This window comes from Pectinatus frisingensis, assembly GCF_014076555.1.
Lineage (GTDB): Bacteria > Bacillota > Negativicutes > Selenomonadales > Selenomonadaceae > Pectinatus > Pectinatus frisingensis.
On record NZ_CP045424.1, the window covers coordinates 2,264,590 to 2,280,347 of the forward strand.

General features: G+C 41.9%; 15 protein-coding genes. 14 read left to right on the forward strand and 1 reads right to left on the reverse strand.

All coding sequences use genetic code 11. From position 1 onward, the window contains the following. Nucleotides 1-51: 51 nt before the first annotated feature. The 10 genes from F8M42_RS10665 to F8M42_RS10710 all read left to right on the forward strand — a co-directional run bounded on the left by F8M42_RS10665 (nt 52) and on the right by F8M42_RS10710 (nt 7,826). A complete protein-coding gene (locus F8M42_RS10665; protein WP_182186605.1) occupies nt 52-1,140 on the forward strand; it encodes an ArdC family protein in 1,089 nt (362 codons plus the stop codon). 51 nt (nt 1,141-1,191) lie between these two features. Next, nucleotides 1,192-2,208, forward strand: coding sequence for a hypothetical protein (locus tag F8M42_RS10670; RefSeq protein WP_182186607.1), 1,017 nt, complete (start codon nt 1,192-1,194; stop codon nt 2,206-2,208). Between the two features lie 144 nt (nt 2,209-2,352). Beyond that, nucleotides 2,353-3,366, forward strand: coding sequence for a virulence RhuM family protein (locus tag F8M42_RS10675; protein ID WP_182186609.1), 1,014 nt, complete (start codon nt 2,353-2,355; stop codon nt 3,364-3,366). Nucleotides 3,367-3,448: 82 nt separating this feature from the next. Next, nucleotides 3,449-3,832: a DUF6650 family protein gene (locus F8M42_RS10680; RefSeq protein WP_182186610.1), complete on the forward strand. Its 384-nt coding sequence runs from the start codon at nt 3,449-3,451 to the stop codon at nt 3,830-3,832. 56 nt (nt 3,833-3,888) lie between these two features. After that, nucleotides 3,889-4,647 (forward strand): SDR family NAD(P)-dependent oxidoreductase, encoded by a 759-nt coding sequence (locus tag F8M42_RS10685; RefSeq protein ID WP_182186612.1) that lies wholly within the window; start codon nt 3,889-3,891, stop codon nt 4,645-4,647. Nucleotides 4,648-5,030: 383 nt separating this feature from the next. Next, nucleotides 5,031-5,978, forward strand: a complete 948-nt coding sequence (locus F8M42_RS10690; protein ID WP_182186613.1) for a permease — start codon at nt 5,031-5,033, stop codon at nt 5,976-5,978. 12 nt (nt 5,979-5,990) lie between these two features. Next, complete coding sequence (locus F8M42_RS10695) at nt 5,991-6,314, forward strand: ArsR/SmtB family transcription factor (protein WP_182186615.1); 324 nt, start codon at nt 5,991-5,993, stop codon at nt 6,312-6,314. Nucleotides 6,315-6,333: 19 nt separating this feature from the next. After that, nucleotides 6,334-6,564, forward strand: coding sequence for a thioredoxin family protein (locus F8M42_RS10700; RefSeq protein ID WP_182186617.1), 231 nt, complete (start codon nt 6,334-6,336; stop codon nt 6,562-6,564). Between the two features lie 74 nt (nt 6,565-6,638). Further along, nucleotides 6,639-7,196 (forward strand): RNA polymerase sigma factor SigZ, encoded by a 558-nt coding sequence (sigZ, locus tag F8M42_RS10705; protein ID WP_196602398.1) that lies wholly within the window; start codon nt 6,639-6,641, stop codon nt 7,194-7,196. Between the two features lie 81 nt (nt 7,197-7,277). Further along, entirely contained in the window at nt 7,278-7,826 is a 549-nt protein-coding gene (locus F8M42_RS10710) for a DUF2703 domain-containing protein (RefSeq protein ID WP_182186619.1), read from the forward strand. A gap of 293 nt (nt 7,827-8,119) precedes the next feature. Here F8M42_RS10710 and F8M42_RS10715 read toward each other — a convergent pair whose 3' ends face one another. Next, the gene (locus F8M42_RS10715) at nt 8,120-10,195 is read right to left on the reverse strand and encodes a MobA/MobL family protein (protein ID WP_182186621.1); all 2,076 of its coding nucleotides are present in this window, start codon (nt 10,193-10,195) and stop codon (nt 8,120-8,122) included. Between the two features lie 386 nt (nt 10,196-10,581). Between F8M42_RS10715 and F8M42_RS10720 the strand changes: the two genes are divergently transcribed. From F8M42_RS10720 to F8M42_RS10735, 4 genes are read left to right on the forward strand one after another with little or no spacing between them, the layout of a single operon-like run. Next, nucleotides 10,582-11,286 carry a type IV secretion system protein gene (locus F8M42_RS10720; protein ID WP_182186622.1) on the forward strand — a complete coding sequence of 235 codons (705 nt, stop codon included), beginning with the start codon at nt 10,582-10,584 and terminating at the stop codon, nt 11,284-11,286. Between the two features lie 5 nt (nt 11,287-11,291). Beyond that, nucleotides 11,292-12,140, forward strand: a complete 849-nt coding sequence (locus tag F8M42_RS10725; RefSeq protein WP_182186624.1) for a TrbG/VirB9 family P-type conjugative transfer protein — start codon at nt 11,292-11,294, stop codon at nt 12,138-12,140. Next, nucleotides 12,137-13,444, forward strand: a complete 1,308-nt coding sequence (locus tag F8M42_RS10730; RefSeq protein WP_182186626.1) for a TrbI/VirB10 family protein — start codon at nt 12,137-12,139, stop codon at nt 13,442-13,444. Before F8M42_RS10725 ends, F8M42_RS10730 begins: the two co-directional genes overlap by 4 nt. Beyond that, nucleotides 13,437-15,752 carry a type IV secretory system conjugative DNA transfer family protein gene (locus F8M42_RS10735; RefSeq protein WP_182186627.1) on the forward strand — a complete coding sequence of 772 codons (2,316 nt, stop codon included), beginning with the start codon at nt 13,437-13,439 and terminating at the stop codon, nt 15,750-15,752. Before F8M42_RS10730 ends, F8M42_RS10735 begins: the two co-directional genes overlap by 8 nt. The last annotated feature ends 6 nt before the right edge of the window (nt 15,753-15,758 follow it).

A 15,758-nucleotide genomic window follows, 5' to 3' on the forward strand; every position in this document is an offset into this window, starting at 1 on the left:
ATTGGCTCAGAAATCCGATGAGGAAAACGCGAAACGTTAGGGGGTGAAGATATGCCGTTACCAGAGCATGTGCAGGAGCAGCGGAATGTTCTTGTAGAAAAAGTAATAAAAGACATGGAGGCAGGGAAGCCGTTCTTTTGGGATTCTGAACACTTTGGCAGACCAGCGCATAATATGGCGCTTGGGTCATCCTATCGTGGGCTTAACCGTATGCGACTAATGATTGCAGCGGAGGATAAAGGTTATACAGATAGTCGTTGGTGCACCTATAAGCAGGCGCAGGACAAAGGCTGGCAGGTCAAAAAAGGCGAAAAGGGAACGCACATTGAATTTTGGGCGAAATCCATCACGGTCAAAGAAGTAAATCAAGAAACGGGTGAAGAAGAGAAAAAATTGAAAGATTTAGATTGTCCTATAGTTAAATACTATACGGTGTTCAATGCACAGCAAATGGACGGGGTTCCGCCAGAGCATCCGTTGACCATTGATGAGAATGAGAAGAATAGATATATGGAAAATATGCTGAAAAACAGTGAGGCAAAAATCTTCTTTGATCAGAGCAATCGGAATTTTTATAGCCCTGTGACAGATGAAATTCATGTATTACCGCGAGAAAAATTTAAGACACTGGATGGCTTTTATGCGACTTGTGCACATGAAATTGCCCATAGTACCGGACATTCTACCCGGATGAACAGGGATATGCTCAACTTTGAAAAAAGTGAATATGCGAAAGAAGAACTGCGAGCAGAGCTTGCCTCTACGTTTTTGCAGCAGCAATATGGCATTCAATTTGATGAAAAGCATTATGAGAATCATGCCGCATATCTGCAGTCTTGGGCTAAAGTGTTAAAAGATGATCCTAATGAATTGTATCGGGCAGCTTCCAAGGCGCAAGAAATGGCAGACTACATTGAGTATAATATGCTGTTAAAAGGCCTTGAACAAACAACGCCTAAACCGCTGGAAAGTGCCAATGAAGTACCGATTCTTAGTAAAGAGGTCAAGGAACCGGCAAAAATATCGCCATTTCAGGAGATTGCGAATCGGGCAATGGAGAAGAAAAAGCAGCAACAGAGGAAACAAAAATTACAGGTTTCGTTAAAGGATAAACCAAAACAGGCAGAACTGGCACGATGATAGAAGGGGTCCATAATGGACACCTTTTGAAATTGGGAGGGGAAAATCGACATGGAAAAAGATTTATGGACGATGATAGATGAAGCTGATGCACAGAATTATGGCAATCCTGCTATTCAGCTAAAGAGGGACATGGAAAAAAGTGTGCAGGCTACGCTGGATAAGTCACCGGAAACCGTGCGCCGCGATATCGGTAGGACTTCCAATAATTTGTATGAGAAGATGGATCGGTTTGCACAGGTGGAACGGGATTATATACCATCGCCGGAAACCTGGCTGGAGTATGAACCGAAACATGAGGCTATCAAAGAAAATCTACAGAATTTACAGGCCGTACAGGAAAAAACAAGCTCTGAGCAGGAAGTTATGGCCGCTTCGGACAAAACAGTAGTTGCCTTTCAGCAGGCTGGTGTTTTTCTGCAAACGGAATATGAAAAGCTCATGGAACGTGAACGGCAGGTTCAGCGGGAAATGGAGCAAATCAAGAATATTATTAAGCAAATGCAGGAACAGACAATAGGCAGTTCACCAGAAAAATTGCAGGAATTAACGGCGAATGGCAAAAAGTTTGTTTCTGATATAAAAACTCTTCGGGAGGATATTCGTTGGGAAAAACCGGTTATTGCGGCTGCTCTATGGAAAGAGGCGCGTGACCAGGTAAAGCAGGTTTATACTGGTATTCGGGAAATACCGGATAAAATAAAAGTCGCGGTTCGAGACAAAACCTATAGCATTGTGGATCAGGCTATTCAAAAGACTTCATCCTTTTTTGATAAGGGAATCCAATATCTTCAGTCGAAGAAAGAAGAAGTTTTAAATCTTTCACCGTTAGAAAAGAGACGGCAGGCTGTAGAAAAGGAGCAGCAGGAAAAATTGCAGACAGCAGAACAACAGCAGTCGGCTGTTCAACGCATAAATGAGCCAGAGAAAGGCAGAATCGTGGCATCCGTCCGAGATAAGGTTTTTGATAATGAAATTAATATTAAAAAGCCAAGGAAAGTACTTCTCCGTATTGAATCAAAGGGGAATATGCGTAGCCAGGGGCATGAAAGGGATCGTTCCTTGTGATCTATATTCATTTTTAAAGCAGTATAGAAAAATGGTGCCAAAATGGCTAGTGGGGATATATCCAAAACATGATAATTTTTATATATTAATGGAGATATTTTGGAAAAACATTTATAATGAAAAAAACAAGTACGAGGTGTGCATATGAATTCTGAAATTATAATGTATCAGACTGAAGATGGTCTAACTAAAATAGAAACTACCTTTGATAATGATACTGTTTGGCTCTCGATTGATGGAATGGCAGAGCTATTTCAGCGAGATAAGTCTACCATTTCACGTCACATAAAAAATATATTTAAAGAAGGCGAATTAATAAGAGATTCAGTTGTTGCAAATTTTGCAACAACTGCTACGGATGGAAAAACATATCAAGTTGACTATTATAACTTAGACGTTATTATTTCTGTAGGCTATCGTGTAAAATCTTTACGAGGCACTCAGTTTAGGATTTGGGCAAACAATGTTTTGAAAGAGTATATGAAAAAAGGATTCGCCATGAATGATGATTTTTTAAAAAATAATGGCGGTGGAATTTATTTTGATGAATTACTGGAGCGTATCCGTGATATCCGTTCCTCAGAAAAAGTGTTTTGGAGAAAGGTTCTTGATATCTATGCAACCAGTGTTGATTATGATCCTAGAACGGAAGCCTCTACGTTGTTTTTCAAAACTATGCAGAATAAAATGCATTGGGCAGCACATGGACAGACTGCAGCAGAAAAAATTTATTACTCGGCAGATGCAGACAAGCCTTATATGGGTATACTCAGTTTCAAGGGAGAACAGCCTACGCAAGCTGACGCATTAGTAGCAAAAAACTATTGTACTGAAGACGAATTATCTGCATTAAACAGTGTAGTTTCTGCTTATCTTGAATTTGCAGAAATGCAGGCTCGTAGAAGGATACCTATGTATATGTCAGATTGGATTGACACATTAGATGGATTTTTGAAATTGTCCAAGCATGAAATTCTCACTCATTCCGGAAAAATTAGTACTAAGACGGCTGAAATAAAAGCTAAAGAAGAATACAAAAAATATAAGATATTGCATTTAGGTGATGTTTCAAAGGCCGAAAAAGATTATATAAAGGCATTGGAAGATATGGAAATAAAGTTATTGGGTGAAGAAAAAAATAATAAACCAATATCCTAATAATATATTTAAAATATCTTCCAATGGATGAACTAAAAGAACAGTTGCTGTCTGTAGATGATATCCAGAGTCGAACGAAATAATGTTTTGTTTGGCTGTAGCTGGAAGAAAAGAGAATTTAAAGGGAATAAAATTTGATTCCTTGTACAAGAGAGAAACGACTGAATCGCACCTGAAAGAATTATGTGTCGTTTGCAATGATTTTCTTAATGGACTTAATTCGCGGCAACAACCTCATATTATCTATAAAAATAATAATGGCAATTGGGCTGACAGCGATTTTTCAACGTTAGCTGAACAAAAGAAAAAGGCTAAGAAATCCTCTGCGGAAGATTTCTTAGCCTTCAATTTTTTTGATCAGCTATTTGTTAAAAAAACCATAGCAAAAAAGGCAGTATTTGTCAATGGTATAGCCGTTGCTGCGCATAATCAGGGGGGGATTTTACCGATTTTGCCTGGAGGATAAAGAGAATATTTGAGGAAGTACTTATTATTAATTTCTGGATAGAGGGGAAGATGTTAATGGAAAATTTTACTGGGAAGGTGTCTATTGTAACCGGGGCGGCCGCCGGCATGGGAAAAGCTATCACTTCCATTTTAGTGAATAATGGATACTCTGTATTTTTGTTTGATAAAAATAAAAAAGAGCTGCTTCGTGTTGTTCAGGATGAGTTTGCAGGTAAGAATGTAGATTATTTCTGCGGAGACGTAACAAAGAAAAAAGATGTGGAAGCAGCCTTTGACCAATGTATTAATAAGTTTGGTCGTATTGATGCATTGATCGCAAACGTTGGTCTAATTGAAAAAATTGAGTTTCTGGAAATGACGGAGGAACAATGGGATAAAACATTGGATGTAAATTTAAAAGGAACTTTTCTTTGGGGGCAGGCAGTAGCCAAATGGATGGTTCAAAATGGCTGCGGCGGCAGCATCGTAAATATTGCATGTATGAGGGCCAGCCTGGTTGGGAAAAGCATGGCTGCCTATGCCACTGCAAAAGCGGGAGTCCGTATGTTGACAAAGGCAATGGCAGTGGAATTAGCTCCTTATAAAATTAATGTCAATGCCATTGAACCAGGAAGAACGCTCACTGATGGCTTAAAACAACATGTAACCGATAGCGATGCGGAAGCGTGCAGATTAAAGCTAATTCCACTGGGAAGGTTTGCTATGGCCGAAGAAATTGCAACAACAGTACTTTTTTTAATTTCAGAACAGGCAAAATATATTACGGGCGCATCTATTCCCGTAGATGGCGGATACAGTATTTCAAAGGATTAACATTCGTAAGAAGGGCCCGCTCCGCGTTCCTGTGGGCGGCGCTGCAGCCGCTGGCGCTTAGAGCCATATCCTATATCCGGAGGTCATTAGTCAACTTAGCAAGGGGGAGCAGACCCGAAGGCTCCTTGTCAGCCGCCTACCAGCCTGCCGGGGACGGGCTCTTTTGAAAGTATTTCCAACATTATAGACAAAGGACTGACTTATTGTGTTGCGGTCAGTCTTTTTTTTGTGTGCCGCATTAGAAGCGAAAGGGAGTACTGAAAATTTATCTCATAAAAGAATTGCTAATAATAAATTAATATATTATAATATGATAAAAATCTAATATATTATAATTGCTCCTTCAGGGAGCGGTAATAGGGAAGACCATGGAGGTGTTGATTATGTTGCAAGCTTTTGCCGATCTCATCGTGTATCAGTGGATGGGTATCGCGCCGGGTACAAGGTTAGGTGATGCTCTTGATTTCTTCTTCTACGATACCATGAAAATCTTTTTACTGTTGGTTACTATCATCTTTATAGTGGCCATGATTCGCAGTTACTTTCCCCCGGAAAGGGCTAAGAAGCTGTTAAGCCACAAACGGGAGTACGTGGGTAACTTCCTGGCCGCGCTTCTCGGTATCGTGACTCCATTTTGCTCCTGTTCGGCGGTGCCGTTATTTATCGGTTTTCTGGAATCCGGCCTGCCGCTAGGAGTGACCTTTTCCTTTTTGATTTCTTCACCGACGGTGAACGAAGTAGCCCTGGTCATGTTGTGGGGGTTGTTCGGCTGGAAAATTGCCGTTTTGTATGTGGTGACCGGTGTGATCATTGCCTTCTTTAGCGGCATTGTTATCGGCAAGCTGCACTTGGAAAACCAGGTGGAGGAGTATGTGTATCAAATCCATATGGGTGAAAGTGACATTACTGCCCCCACTTGGCAGGAACGGGTGGGGTATGCGAAAGAATATACCGTTGATATTCTTAAAAGGGTATGGCCCTATGTGCTGGTCGGTATTGGTATCGGCGGCTGGATACACGGCTATGCTCCCGTCGACTTTGTGGTGAAATATGCCGGGCCGGATAATCCCTTTGCCGTCATCATAGCGGTACTGATTGCCATTCCTCTTTACTCTAATGCCGCCGGCACCATTCCCATCGTACAAGCGCTGGTGGAAAAGGGCATGCCCTTGGGGACTGCGCTAGCCTTCATGATGGCCATTGTGGCCATTTCCACACCGGAGATGATTATTCTGCGCAAGGTCATCAAACCGAAACTGATTGCTATTTTTATCGGCATTGTATCTGTATCCATCATTATCATCGGTTATTTATTTAACGCTATATTATAGGAGGTTATCTTTATGGCAGAAGATATTGTCGTAAAACTGACGGCCGATTTTTTTAAAACGTTAGCCCATCCGATACGGATTAAAATTCTTCACTTACTGGAACAAGGCGAACGTTGCGTATGTGAAATTATTGAGGAATTAGACATTGAACAATCCAATTTGTCGCAGCACTTAAGTGTGATGAAAAAGCAGGGGATTCTTGATTCCCGCAAAGACGGTCAGAAAATGTTTTACCGTATTGCCTACCCGTCGGTACTGGATGTGATCGGGGCGGCGGAAAAAACATTGAGTGAGCAGATCGGCCATAGCCAGAGTATACTTAAATTTTTAAAATAAAGAAGCAGGAGCGATGTTAATGAAAATCGAAATTTTAGGAATGGGTTGTCAAAAATGTGGTGCTTTATATCAGGCGGCTACCCAAGCGGTGGCGGAACTGGGGATTGACGCTGAATTCGCAAAAGTGGAAGACATTAAAGAGATCATGAAATACGGCGTTATGACCACTCCTGCGTTGGTGGTGGACGGGGTCGTCAAGGTTGCTGGCAAAGTGCCTGGCAAGGAAGAAATCAAAGCCATGTTGAAGTAACAGGAGAAGATGAACAGCGTCCGACGGCGCTGTTCATCTTAGTACCTGGACAAGAGAGCGGAGGTAGGATAACATTGGATATCGATACAAAGGGCATTTGGGAAGAATTCAGTATACCGCTAAAACAGTTTATTGCCAAGCGTGTCCAAAATAAGTATGACGCAGAGGATATCCTACAAGATATATTTTGCAAAATTCACGATCATATCGAAACCCTAAAAGATGAAAGTAAAATTCATGCTTGGGTCTATCAGATTACTCGCAACGCTATCATTGATTACTATCGTACCAACAAAAGCGTCACTGCCGAACTGACGGATTTACCGGATACGGTTAATACGGATTTTATAGGTGATGATGTTTCTCGTGAAGTGGCAGACTGTCTTAAAACCATACTTAACCATTTGCCTGAGAAGTATCGAGAGGCAATTGTGCTTACCGAGTTTGAAAATCTGACTCAGCGAGACTTAGCCCAGAGACTTGGATTATCACTTTCTGGTGCTAAGTCGAGGGTGCAGCGTGCGAGGGCCAAACTGAAAGAAATTTTGTTAGGGTGCTGTCACCTTGAATTTGACAGACTGGGCAATATCACAGACTATAAGCGTAAGCACCTTACGTGTAAATATTGTTGAAAAACTGCGCCCCTTTAGGGCACTCTTTCGTCTATAGAGGTGAATGTCTAAGAGACTTCAAAAACGAAGGAGAGGATTTTGATGGTAAATAAAATGAGTGCACAAGATAGTGCAGGTTGCTGTTCCTGCAGTTCAGGGTGTTGTGGTTCAGAAGAAGGTACCACGGTAAAGCGGCACATCATTATTGACTTTATGTATATTGACTTAACGACCTGTGACCGCTGCCTCGGTACCGATACCAGCTTAGACGAAGCTATTGAGGAAGTATCAGCGTTATTACAAAGCGCCGGGTACGCGCTGGATGTCCACAAGATTTTAGTTGAAACAGAAGAGCAGGCCCAGCAATTAGGTTTTGTCAGCTCGCCGACTATTCGAATTAACGGGCAAGACATCCAATTTGATTTTAAAGAAAGCCTGTGCGGTTGCTGTGGCGAGATTGCCGGTGAAGATATTGATTGTCGGGTGTGGCTTTGGCAGGGGCAAGAGTACACAACGCCACCTAAGGCGATGCTGGTGGATGCCATTCTCCGTTATGTATATGGCGGGGTCCAAGCGGCTGTAGCAGCTAAAGCAGAGCCGAAACCAGTTCCAGATAATTTGAAACGTTTTTTTGCCGCAAAGAATAGCTAAAAAACATTTTAATTGAAGGTATAGAGGCAATATAATAATTGTTAAAAGGGGCTGTTGCACTAAGAAATTTTTCTACCATATGTTGTGAATTTTGAGCAAACAAATCACAATATATAGTGGAATTTCCGCTTGGTGCGACAGCCCCCTTTTTGTTATCGGTACCCGCTCCGCGTCCCTGCGGGCGGCGCTACAGCCGCTGGCGCGTCTTCCGCCTGCCGTCCTCGGGCTGCGCCGCTCAGTGTCACCCAGTACCTTTATCTGTAGAAAACTGATTTTTTACGGTTATTAAAAATTTACAGATTCCATCCTTGATACATCTTATCTTCGGCAATTTTTGCCTTGTCTTTGACTTCAGATTCATTATTCCAATGAGCATCTAAATGGATGTCCTTTTCTTTTGAAATAAGCTTTTCAGCAAGGGTGGAAATATGAGATGAAATTGTTTGCTTTTGGTGACTGTAGGCAGCCTGCAAAATAGGATGAGAATGTCTTGCTAAATTCTTTTGTAAAGTTGCATTTTTCTGCCTTGATTCATGGGGCGTATAGAGTCGGACAATTTCAGGAGTAGAATCATTTTTGATCGGAATAGAAGAACTTTGGATTTTCCATTTACTGTTGTTGTCTGTTGTTATTTGAAGCTCATATTTTGGAACAGTGCCACGACTTATATTATCGCCAAGTTTTACGGCAGTGACGGTATAGATATTATCTATATTCTTGGCTGTATCGGTAAGAGCAGGAAGTTGCTCTAAAAGGGCATAGGAATCACCTTTATAAGCCAAGATTTTGAGCTTAGAAATAGGCTGGGTACCGTCAACTTTACATTTGCGGTTTAATGTTGCCGGGAGCTTATCCGTGAAAAGAATCATATCCATGTTTTCAGTGCTAAGCTTTTGTACAACTTCAGCATATTTACCGACTTGTTTTTTGAGTAAAAGATATTCGGCATAAAGCCGGTTGATTTGAAGCTGTTTTTCAGCATTTTCATGCTGTAACGTTTTAAAAATGTCATCAATCTTTTCTTTCGCTTCGCCATCTATAGCGCGACGATAGTTATTGAGCTGCTTACCAAGAAGATTTCGTTCTTCGGTAAGCAGCTTTATTTTTTTGCTGCATTCGGCCAGCTCATGTGTTTTGTCAGGAACGCCATATAGGGAGGCAGCCGCTTCTTTGATACGTTGCAATTTCTTGGCAGTTTTTGCATAAGCTTTGCGGGTTTTATCATACTGGTTATTGAAGGCTTTGTCCTGAGCGGCAAGGCGTAATTGTTGGTCACTTAGAATCTGCGGTTTTAAAGCTTTATAGGCAGCTAATTTATCGTCAGCCAGCTTTCGGTAGTGGGAGGCTGTTTCTTCAAGATAAGAATAGACATCGCCAATGGTTATGATAAGCGGCTCTTCCATGAGTTCTGCCGCTTCAAATTTTGCTCTTTCTGCATCCTGCTCTTTTTGCAGCCGCAGGCGTTCCTGCTGTATTTGCCGGGCGACCTGGCGGATCACGACATCATTAGCAAAAACTAAGATATTTTGCTCTTTAGAAGAAAGAGCAGTGATATCTGTTTCCTCAGCAGTTTCCGGAAAATCTGCCTCGTGATCGGTTTGCTCGATTCGATCCATAATTTTTTGCATAGATACTGGATTCCGGTAAGTGCTGCCAAGGTGTGGGGCAGGGGTTCGGTTGAGAAGTTCTGCCTCCTCATTTTTTCCAGACAGAAGCAGGTCTTCACGTTGGGCATTTAAGGCTTTTTCACTGATACGAGAGGAAAGGCCTTTCTCCTGAAACTTTTCATTGACCATTTCAGCCCAGCGTTTACGCAAATGAAGGGTCATTTCTTTGGTGATGAATTCCCTTGATGAGCGATAGCCCTGTGTTGGTTCACCAACACGATTTGTCGCATAATGATTGAAAAATTTATCAGAAGAAAGTGGACGGTCGCGTTCAATGATTTTTTCATTGAACATTAAATGACAGTGGATGTTTCGATGCTCTTTGTCGAAAGTGGCTGCTTTATCATGGATGGCATAGGAATAAACATGGTGGTCCTTAATGCCGGTTTCTTTTAATAGCTGCTCGATAAGCTCCATATTTTCGGCAAGGGTAAATTCTTCCTGCAGGGCAAAACGAAATTCCCGATAAGCGCGGCCATCGGGTTTATCCCGGTGGGCTTCAGCTTCTTCCCAAAACAGCCCCGGATGATCAGTCCAGCTTGGCATATTTCCGTAAGAAGTAAAAGCAAGATCTTCTTCGCGATTTTCCATATGAGCGTATTCACCTTCACGGAAAATGTAGTCGTAATGTGTTTTTGTATTTAGCTTGGTGCCGTTTTTTCGTGTGCCGTGCGGTGTATTTTCAAAATAGTAATGGGCCATATCTTTTCCCTTTGGCAGCCCCGTATTTCTCGGCGCTGCTGTTTCTTTTTAAAATTTGTAAAAATTTTTCGGTTCGTTGGTCCGCAGGAAAACGAAGCACGGCAAAGCCGTCTGCCGGAGGCAGCAATCCGGTCCAGCTGGAGGGTGGCGCTACAAAGCTCGATAGAGTTTTGTGTAAATGCGCATTATGGGTTTTAGCTCTCGCCGTCGATTCATTTTTCTGCTTATATTATATGACTTTTATCTGCGATTGTAAAATATATTTTATTTGAATATAGGTAAAAATATTTGTACAATCTCTTTGTTTTAGATGGTTTTGTATAAATATTATTATTTACTTTTTATTAAAATAATGATAATATTTCACCGTAAAGGAGGTGAAATATATGGAACCGCAAACGAAATTTTTCCCAAAAGGAGAACCAACTGAAGCATTTGACCGAAAGGCTGCAGGCATATTCCAAAGTGATTTATATAATCTGGCTTTAGATAAAGATGTGGCGAAAAAAAGGAACTTGCTGTATCTCGTGCTTTTGATCATATGTGTGCTTTCCATTATTTTCATTGCAACAACGGCAAATTATAAGACGTATGTCGTTCGCGTGGACAATGCCACAGGGCAGGTAGAAACTGGCGGCCAACTAAAGGCAACCAACTATAAACCACAGGAGGCAGAAATCAAAACCTTTTTGGCGCAATTCATTGCCGATACAAGAACCATTCCGCTCGATCCAGTCCAATATAAAAACAACTGGAATCGTTCCCGGCATTTCATGACACAGGAAGCTGCTCAAAAAATAAATGCAATTGTATCGAAAGATAATCCTGTGAGCCTCCTTGGCCGCATGACGGTGCAGCCACAGATCCGTTCTATTCAATTGCAGCCGGGATCAAATTCAACCTATCAGGTTCGCTGGATTGAAGAGGAGTATGCCATCAGCGGCAATACAACAGGAAGAAAAATCAGCTATGTAGCGCTCTTTTCGGTTGCTATTGAACCGCAGAGCAAAGAGGAAGAATTACTCATTAATCCATTAGGACTTAAAATTAAGGATTTAGCTATCAGCAAAGAAAATGAAAGCAAGGAGTGACAGCTTTGAACCATCGTAAAATTTTTATCGCAATAGCTGTAGCAGTTTCGATGTATTCATCCAGTCTCGTTGCCCTTGCTGAGCAGAAAGCCTTTTATGCAACAGATGATGCCTATGTTTCTGCATCTAAACTGATGTATGACTATAACGAGGGCAGTGTGTATCAAGTGTATGTACAGCTTGGGCATGTGACAGATCTTGCATTGCATCCGAATGAAAAGTTAGTGGGAGTCCTAGCTGGGGATACGGAGCGCTGGAACATTGAGACGGCTAAGGTAGATAATACCGTTCATGTTTATATAAAACCAAAGTTCGCTGATATCAGCACGAACTTTATTATCAATACGGATAAACGTTCCTATCGTTTGGCGGTATCATCGACGGATACATATAATCCCGTCATTTCATGGGACTATCCGGAAGAAATGTATCGGAAACTGGCAAGTACGGAAGTTTATGAAAATCGCGAAGAAAAAGAATTTCTAGATATTTTTACAGAGAAAGTAAATGGTCGTTATGTAGCTAAAACGATGAACTATTCCTATGAAACCAAGGGCAGCAAAAAAGCGGATGTAGCTTTATTTCCACGCAAGGTTTTTGATGATGGAACACGGACCTATATTCAGATGCCAAAGTCCAATAAGTATGATCTGCCAGTCCTTTACAATGTCGAAAGCACCGACAAAGAAAAACTAACGCTCGTAAATTACCGGGTTCATGGGGCTTATTTCATTGCGGATCGTGTGTTTACGCATGCCAGACTTTATTATTCATCTAATGTCTATGTAGATCTTTACCCCAAAAAAGAAGAATCAGGTCTGCCAAAACTTCTAACAGGTGGTGATAAAAAGTGATATTTGACAAGGTGAAAGGCCTGTTTCATAAAAAACGGGATGAAGATTTTGAAGAAGAGGAAACTGAAACACTTGATGAAAAAGCAGAAAAAGAGAAAGGGGAGAGTGGTGAAATCGATTTCTCGGATGACGATGATCCGGAAAGTCAGGCGAAAACCTTAAAGAAAAAAGCCATTATGGTCACTGGTGGAGCCGTCCTACTTTGTGCGATTACGGCAGCTGCCAGCAATACGTTTTTCGGGACAAAAGAGAAAGTAGATAAACCGCTTTCTAGTAAAAGTGTTGCAACAGCTGCTACACCGGCAGAACAGCTTCCAGACAAGTATTCGGAGATTGGCAAGTATCAGAAAAATAAAGGGAATGATCTAAACAGCAATGGGGGGCAAAGTGGGCAGGGGACAAACTCACCAATCAGAGCGCAGAATTCATACCAGGCAACTAGTGCAACAACCAGTCGCCCCGCTTCAGCTACCTATGTTCCAGCAACGCCTTCAGCAGCATCTTCGAATAGTAGTTATCGGGATAATGCGGCAGTGGAAGAGGAAAAAGCAGTAAAGGTACAACAGGCTATTAATAGTAGTGCGTTAGCTTTCAAAATTGCAGCGGCTGTTTCGCAGGGGCAGACACCAGAAGTTACACCAATTTCTACGGCAGCGGTAGGCACATCAAAAATACAAGCGATACCAACTGCGTACTCCTTTTCCGATGATGAACCGCAAGACACAGGAAGTTATGTTTTAAATGCCGGGGCAGTGATTCAGGCAACGCTTCTCACGGGTGTAACAAGTGATGTCCCAAATGGTGATGTTGTAGCGCAGGTTCGGCAAAATATTTATGATAGCCTTACCGGAACGCATTTACTGATTCCTCAGGGCAGTCGAATTATTGGGACAACGGGTGCAGCTGGAGGTCTTGGTAATCAGAGAATTAGTGTGCTTTTTAAACGTATTATTTTGCCAAATGGTGCTTCACTTACGCTTCCCAATCAGCAGGCGATTGATGGTACTGGATATCCGGGCTTAATGGATAAGTACAATGAGCATCGAGGTAAGTTATATCAAACGGCGTTTTTCAGTGCGCTCTTTAGCGCAGCAGCGCAAAGCTTAACAGGAAATACCTCTGGTAGTGATAGCCGAAGTCCCGGACAAGAAGCAGTTTCAGGAGCCGTTGCTTCAATCCTACAGACCGGGCAAAAACTCATGGATAAGGATGCCAATGTGAATCCGACGATTGAAATTGAACCGGGCTTTCAGTTCAGTATTTTTGTCAATCAGGATTTAGCTATAGGCACATACCATGATTAGGCTATTTTTCTTTTTCATGCCAGCCTTTATTGGCTTGTGGACGGCAACACAAAAGTTGGCCGCTTTGGTACAATACGATCCTCTACTCGGAACCCCATTTCAGATGAATGGGCAGTTTTATTATTATCCATGGAAATATTTCAGCTGGTTTCAACATTTCCATTCCTATATACCCGATTTATTCAAGCAGACCTATATCTATATTTATGGCGGCTTTCTTGGCGGTTTGTTACTCTTATTTCTTTTGCAGCCACCGCGCCGCTTGGATTCTCATGGTAGTGCGCATTGGGGTGAATATAAAGATATCTTAGGTATGGATCTGATTTCAGCTAGTGGAGTAGTCGTAGGACTCTATGATAATGCACTTACAAGAAAGTTTACCTCCATTCTTCGTTCGGTAGAAAAAATCAAACAAGAAAAGGTATCTTTTGCAGAAATGGATTTTGATAAGCGTCTGGATAAGAAAATGGATTGCATAAGCAATCAGCTGGTTATCGTGCAAAATCAATTAGAAGAAATTCCTGAAGCGGATGTGGCAGTGCGACAAAAAATGGAGAAGCGACTGCAGAGCTTGCAAAATAACATTGAGCATCCGCCGAAATATGAACCGCAAAAATATGATTTTTATACGGTATATCCTTGGGTGTGCCTATATAAAAAGTTACTGCAGTTTTATATTTCCTGTCCGCATTTTTACTTGCGGGATAACTCGAATAAACATTTGGCGGTTATTGCGCCGACGCGCTCAGGTAAAGGTGTAGGACTGATTATTCCAACACTCCTTGGTGGTTGGAGGTCAAGCGTCATCGTCAATGATATTAAAAGTGAAAACTGGGGTGTTACAGCAGGGTATCGAAAGCGAATGGGACACAAGGTTATCAAGTTTGAACCAACAGCAGTGGATGGCAGATCTGCCCGGTGGAATCCATTAGAGGAAATTCCGATTGGAACGGCAGCCGAAGTCCCGGCAGCGCAGAACTTGGCGTATATCTTGGCGAATTATGAAGGCAAAGCAAGCCTTGACCATTGGGGAGCCAATGCTGCAACAGTCATTACGGTGGTTATTTTGCATCTGATGTATGCGCATTACAGTGATCCGGAACATTATCCAAACGTGCCAAATCTTTATACAGTAGCTGCTTTTATGAAAGCAAATATCGTTCCGGAATTTGATAAAGATGGCAATCCGGTCATGGAAGATCTGGATGGGCAGATGGTGCAAAAGGTAAATGCAAAGGGATTTTTAGATACGCTAAAAGCGCTGCAGACCTTTGATCATGTGCCGGATGAAGGTATTGATATTGTGGAATGGGATAAAAGCAGTGAATCGTATGTGAAGCGAAGATTTACGCCAGGAGATATGAAGGATCTTTATCCAGATGCAATGTCACTGGACTACATGCCAAACGTGCATCCAATCATCTATCAGAACTTTGTGGAGATCTTGTCAAAACCAGATAATGAGTGCGGTAGCATAGTTTCTACTGCCAATACGGCATTGAAGGAATACCTTGATCCGACACTTGCGAAAAACACTTCTGTCAGTGATTTTTGTATCGATGACCTTATGAATTACAAAAATCCGGTATCCCTTTACTTAGTAACGCCACCTTCGGATCTTTTGCGGTTGGCCCCAATATTTCGGCTGTTTTTTGAAATGATGGTAAAGCATCATGCCAAAAAAATTGGCACCTACGAAAATGGACAAGCCAAAACCTTGTACAAGCATAAATGCCTCTTTTTGATGGATGAATTCTCATCCTTGGGGAATCTGCAGTCCTTTGCTGCAACGCTTTCCTATATTGCTGGTTATGGTATGAAGGTGTTTTTGATCAATCAGGGATTGCCGCAGATCAACGGAATTTATGGGAAAGACAACCAAATTCTCATGAACTGCCATTTACAGATATTTTATGCACCGAATGACAACGATACCGGAAAATATACGGAATCTCTGCTGGGGAATAAAACAATTACGGTGGAAAGCGTTTCAAGTAGTGGTTGGTTTTCCAATAAGAATTACTCGAAGTCAGAAACCGCCAGAGCTTTGATGACGGCAGATGAAATCAAACGGCTGGGAGATCAGGAGATCATTGTAGCAAGTGGCAGTCCGCCGGTGCTTACAGATAAAGTCAAGTATTACGAAAACGGCTTTTTCTTGAAGAAGTTAATGAATGCCCCGGCAGCCAGTGACCTTATTCGAAATAATCTGTATCCGGAGCGAGAGCGCTTATTGGCAGCAGTAGCGGAAGAAAAACGCCAAAAAGAAAAGGCAAAGGAATTTTCTTATGAATATCAAGAGCCATGAGCAGGA

Coding starts and splice junctions, on each gene's coding strand:
- F8M42_RS10670 (WP_182186607.1), top strand. CDS start 1,192: ATGGAAAAAGATTTATGGACGATGATAGATGAAGCTGATGCACAGAAT.
- F8M42_RS10675 (WP_182186609.1), top strand. CDS start 2,353: ATGAATTCTGAAATTATAATGTATCAGACTGAAGATGGTCTAACTAAA.
- F8M42_RS10665 (WP_182186605.1), top strand. CDS start 52: ATGCCGTTACCAGAGCATGTGCAGGAGCAGCGGAATGTTCTTGTAGAA.
- F8M42_RS10700 (WP_182186617.1), top strand. CDS start 6,334: ATGAAAATCGAAATTTTAGGAATGGGTTGTCAAAAATGTGGTGCTTTA.
- F8M42_RS10715 (WP_182186621.1), bottom strand. CDS start 10,195: ATGGCCCATTACTATTTTGAAAATACACCGCACGGCACACGAAAAAAC.
- F8M42_RS10735 (WP_182186627.1), top strand. CDS start 13,437: ATGATTAGGCTATTTTTCTTTTTCATGCCAGCCTTTATTGGCTTGTGG.
- F8M42_RS10695 (WP_182186615.1), top strand. CDS start 5,991: ATGGCAGAAGATATTGTCGTAAAACTGACGGCCGATTTTTTTAAAACG.
- F8M42_RS10710 (WP_182186619.1), top strand. CDS start 7,278: ATGGTAAATAAAATGAGTGCACAAGATAGTGCAGGTTGCTGTTCCTGC.
- F8M42_RS10690 (WP_182186613.1), top strand. CDS start 5,031: ATGTTGCAAGCTTTTGCCGATCTCATCGTGTATCAGTGGATGGGTATC.
- F8M42_RS10685 (WP_182186612.1), top strand. CDS start 3,889: ATGGAAAATTTTACTGGGAAGGTGTCTATTGTAACCGGGGCGGCCGCC.
- F8M42_RS10720 (WP_182186622.1), top strand. CDS start 10,582: ATGGAACCGCAAACGAAATTTTTCCCAAAAGGAGAACCAACTGAAGCA.
- F8M42_RS10680 (WP_182186610.1), top strand. CDS start 3,449: ATGTTTTGTTTGGCTGTAGCTGGAAGAAAAGAGAATTTAAAGGGAATA.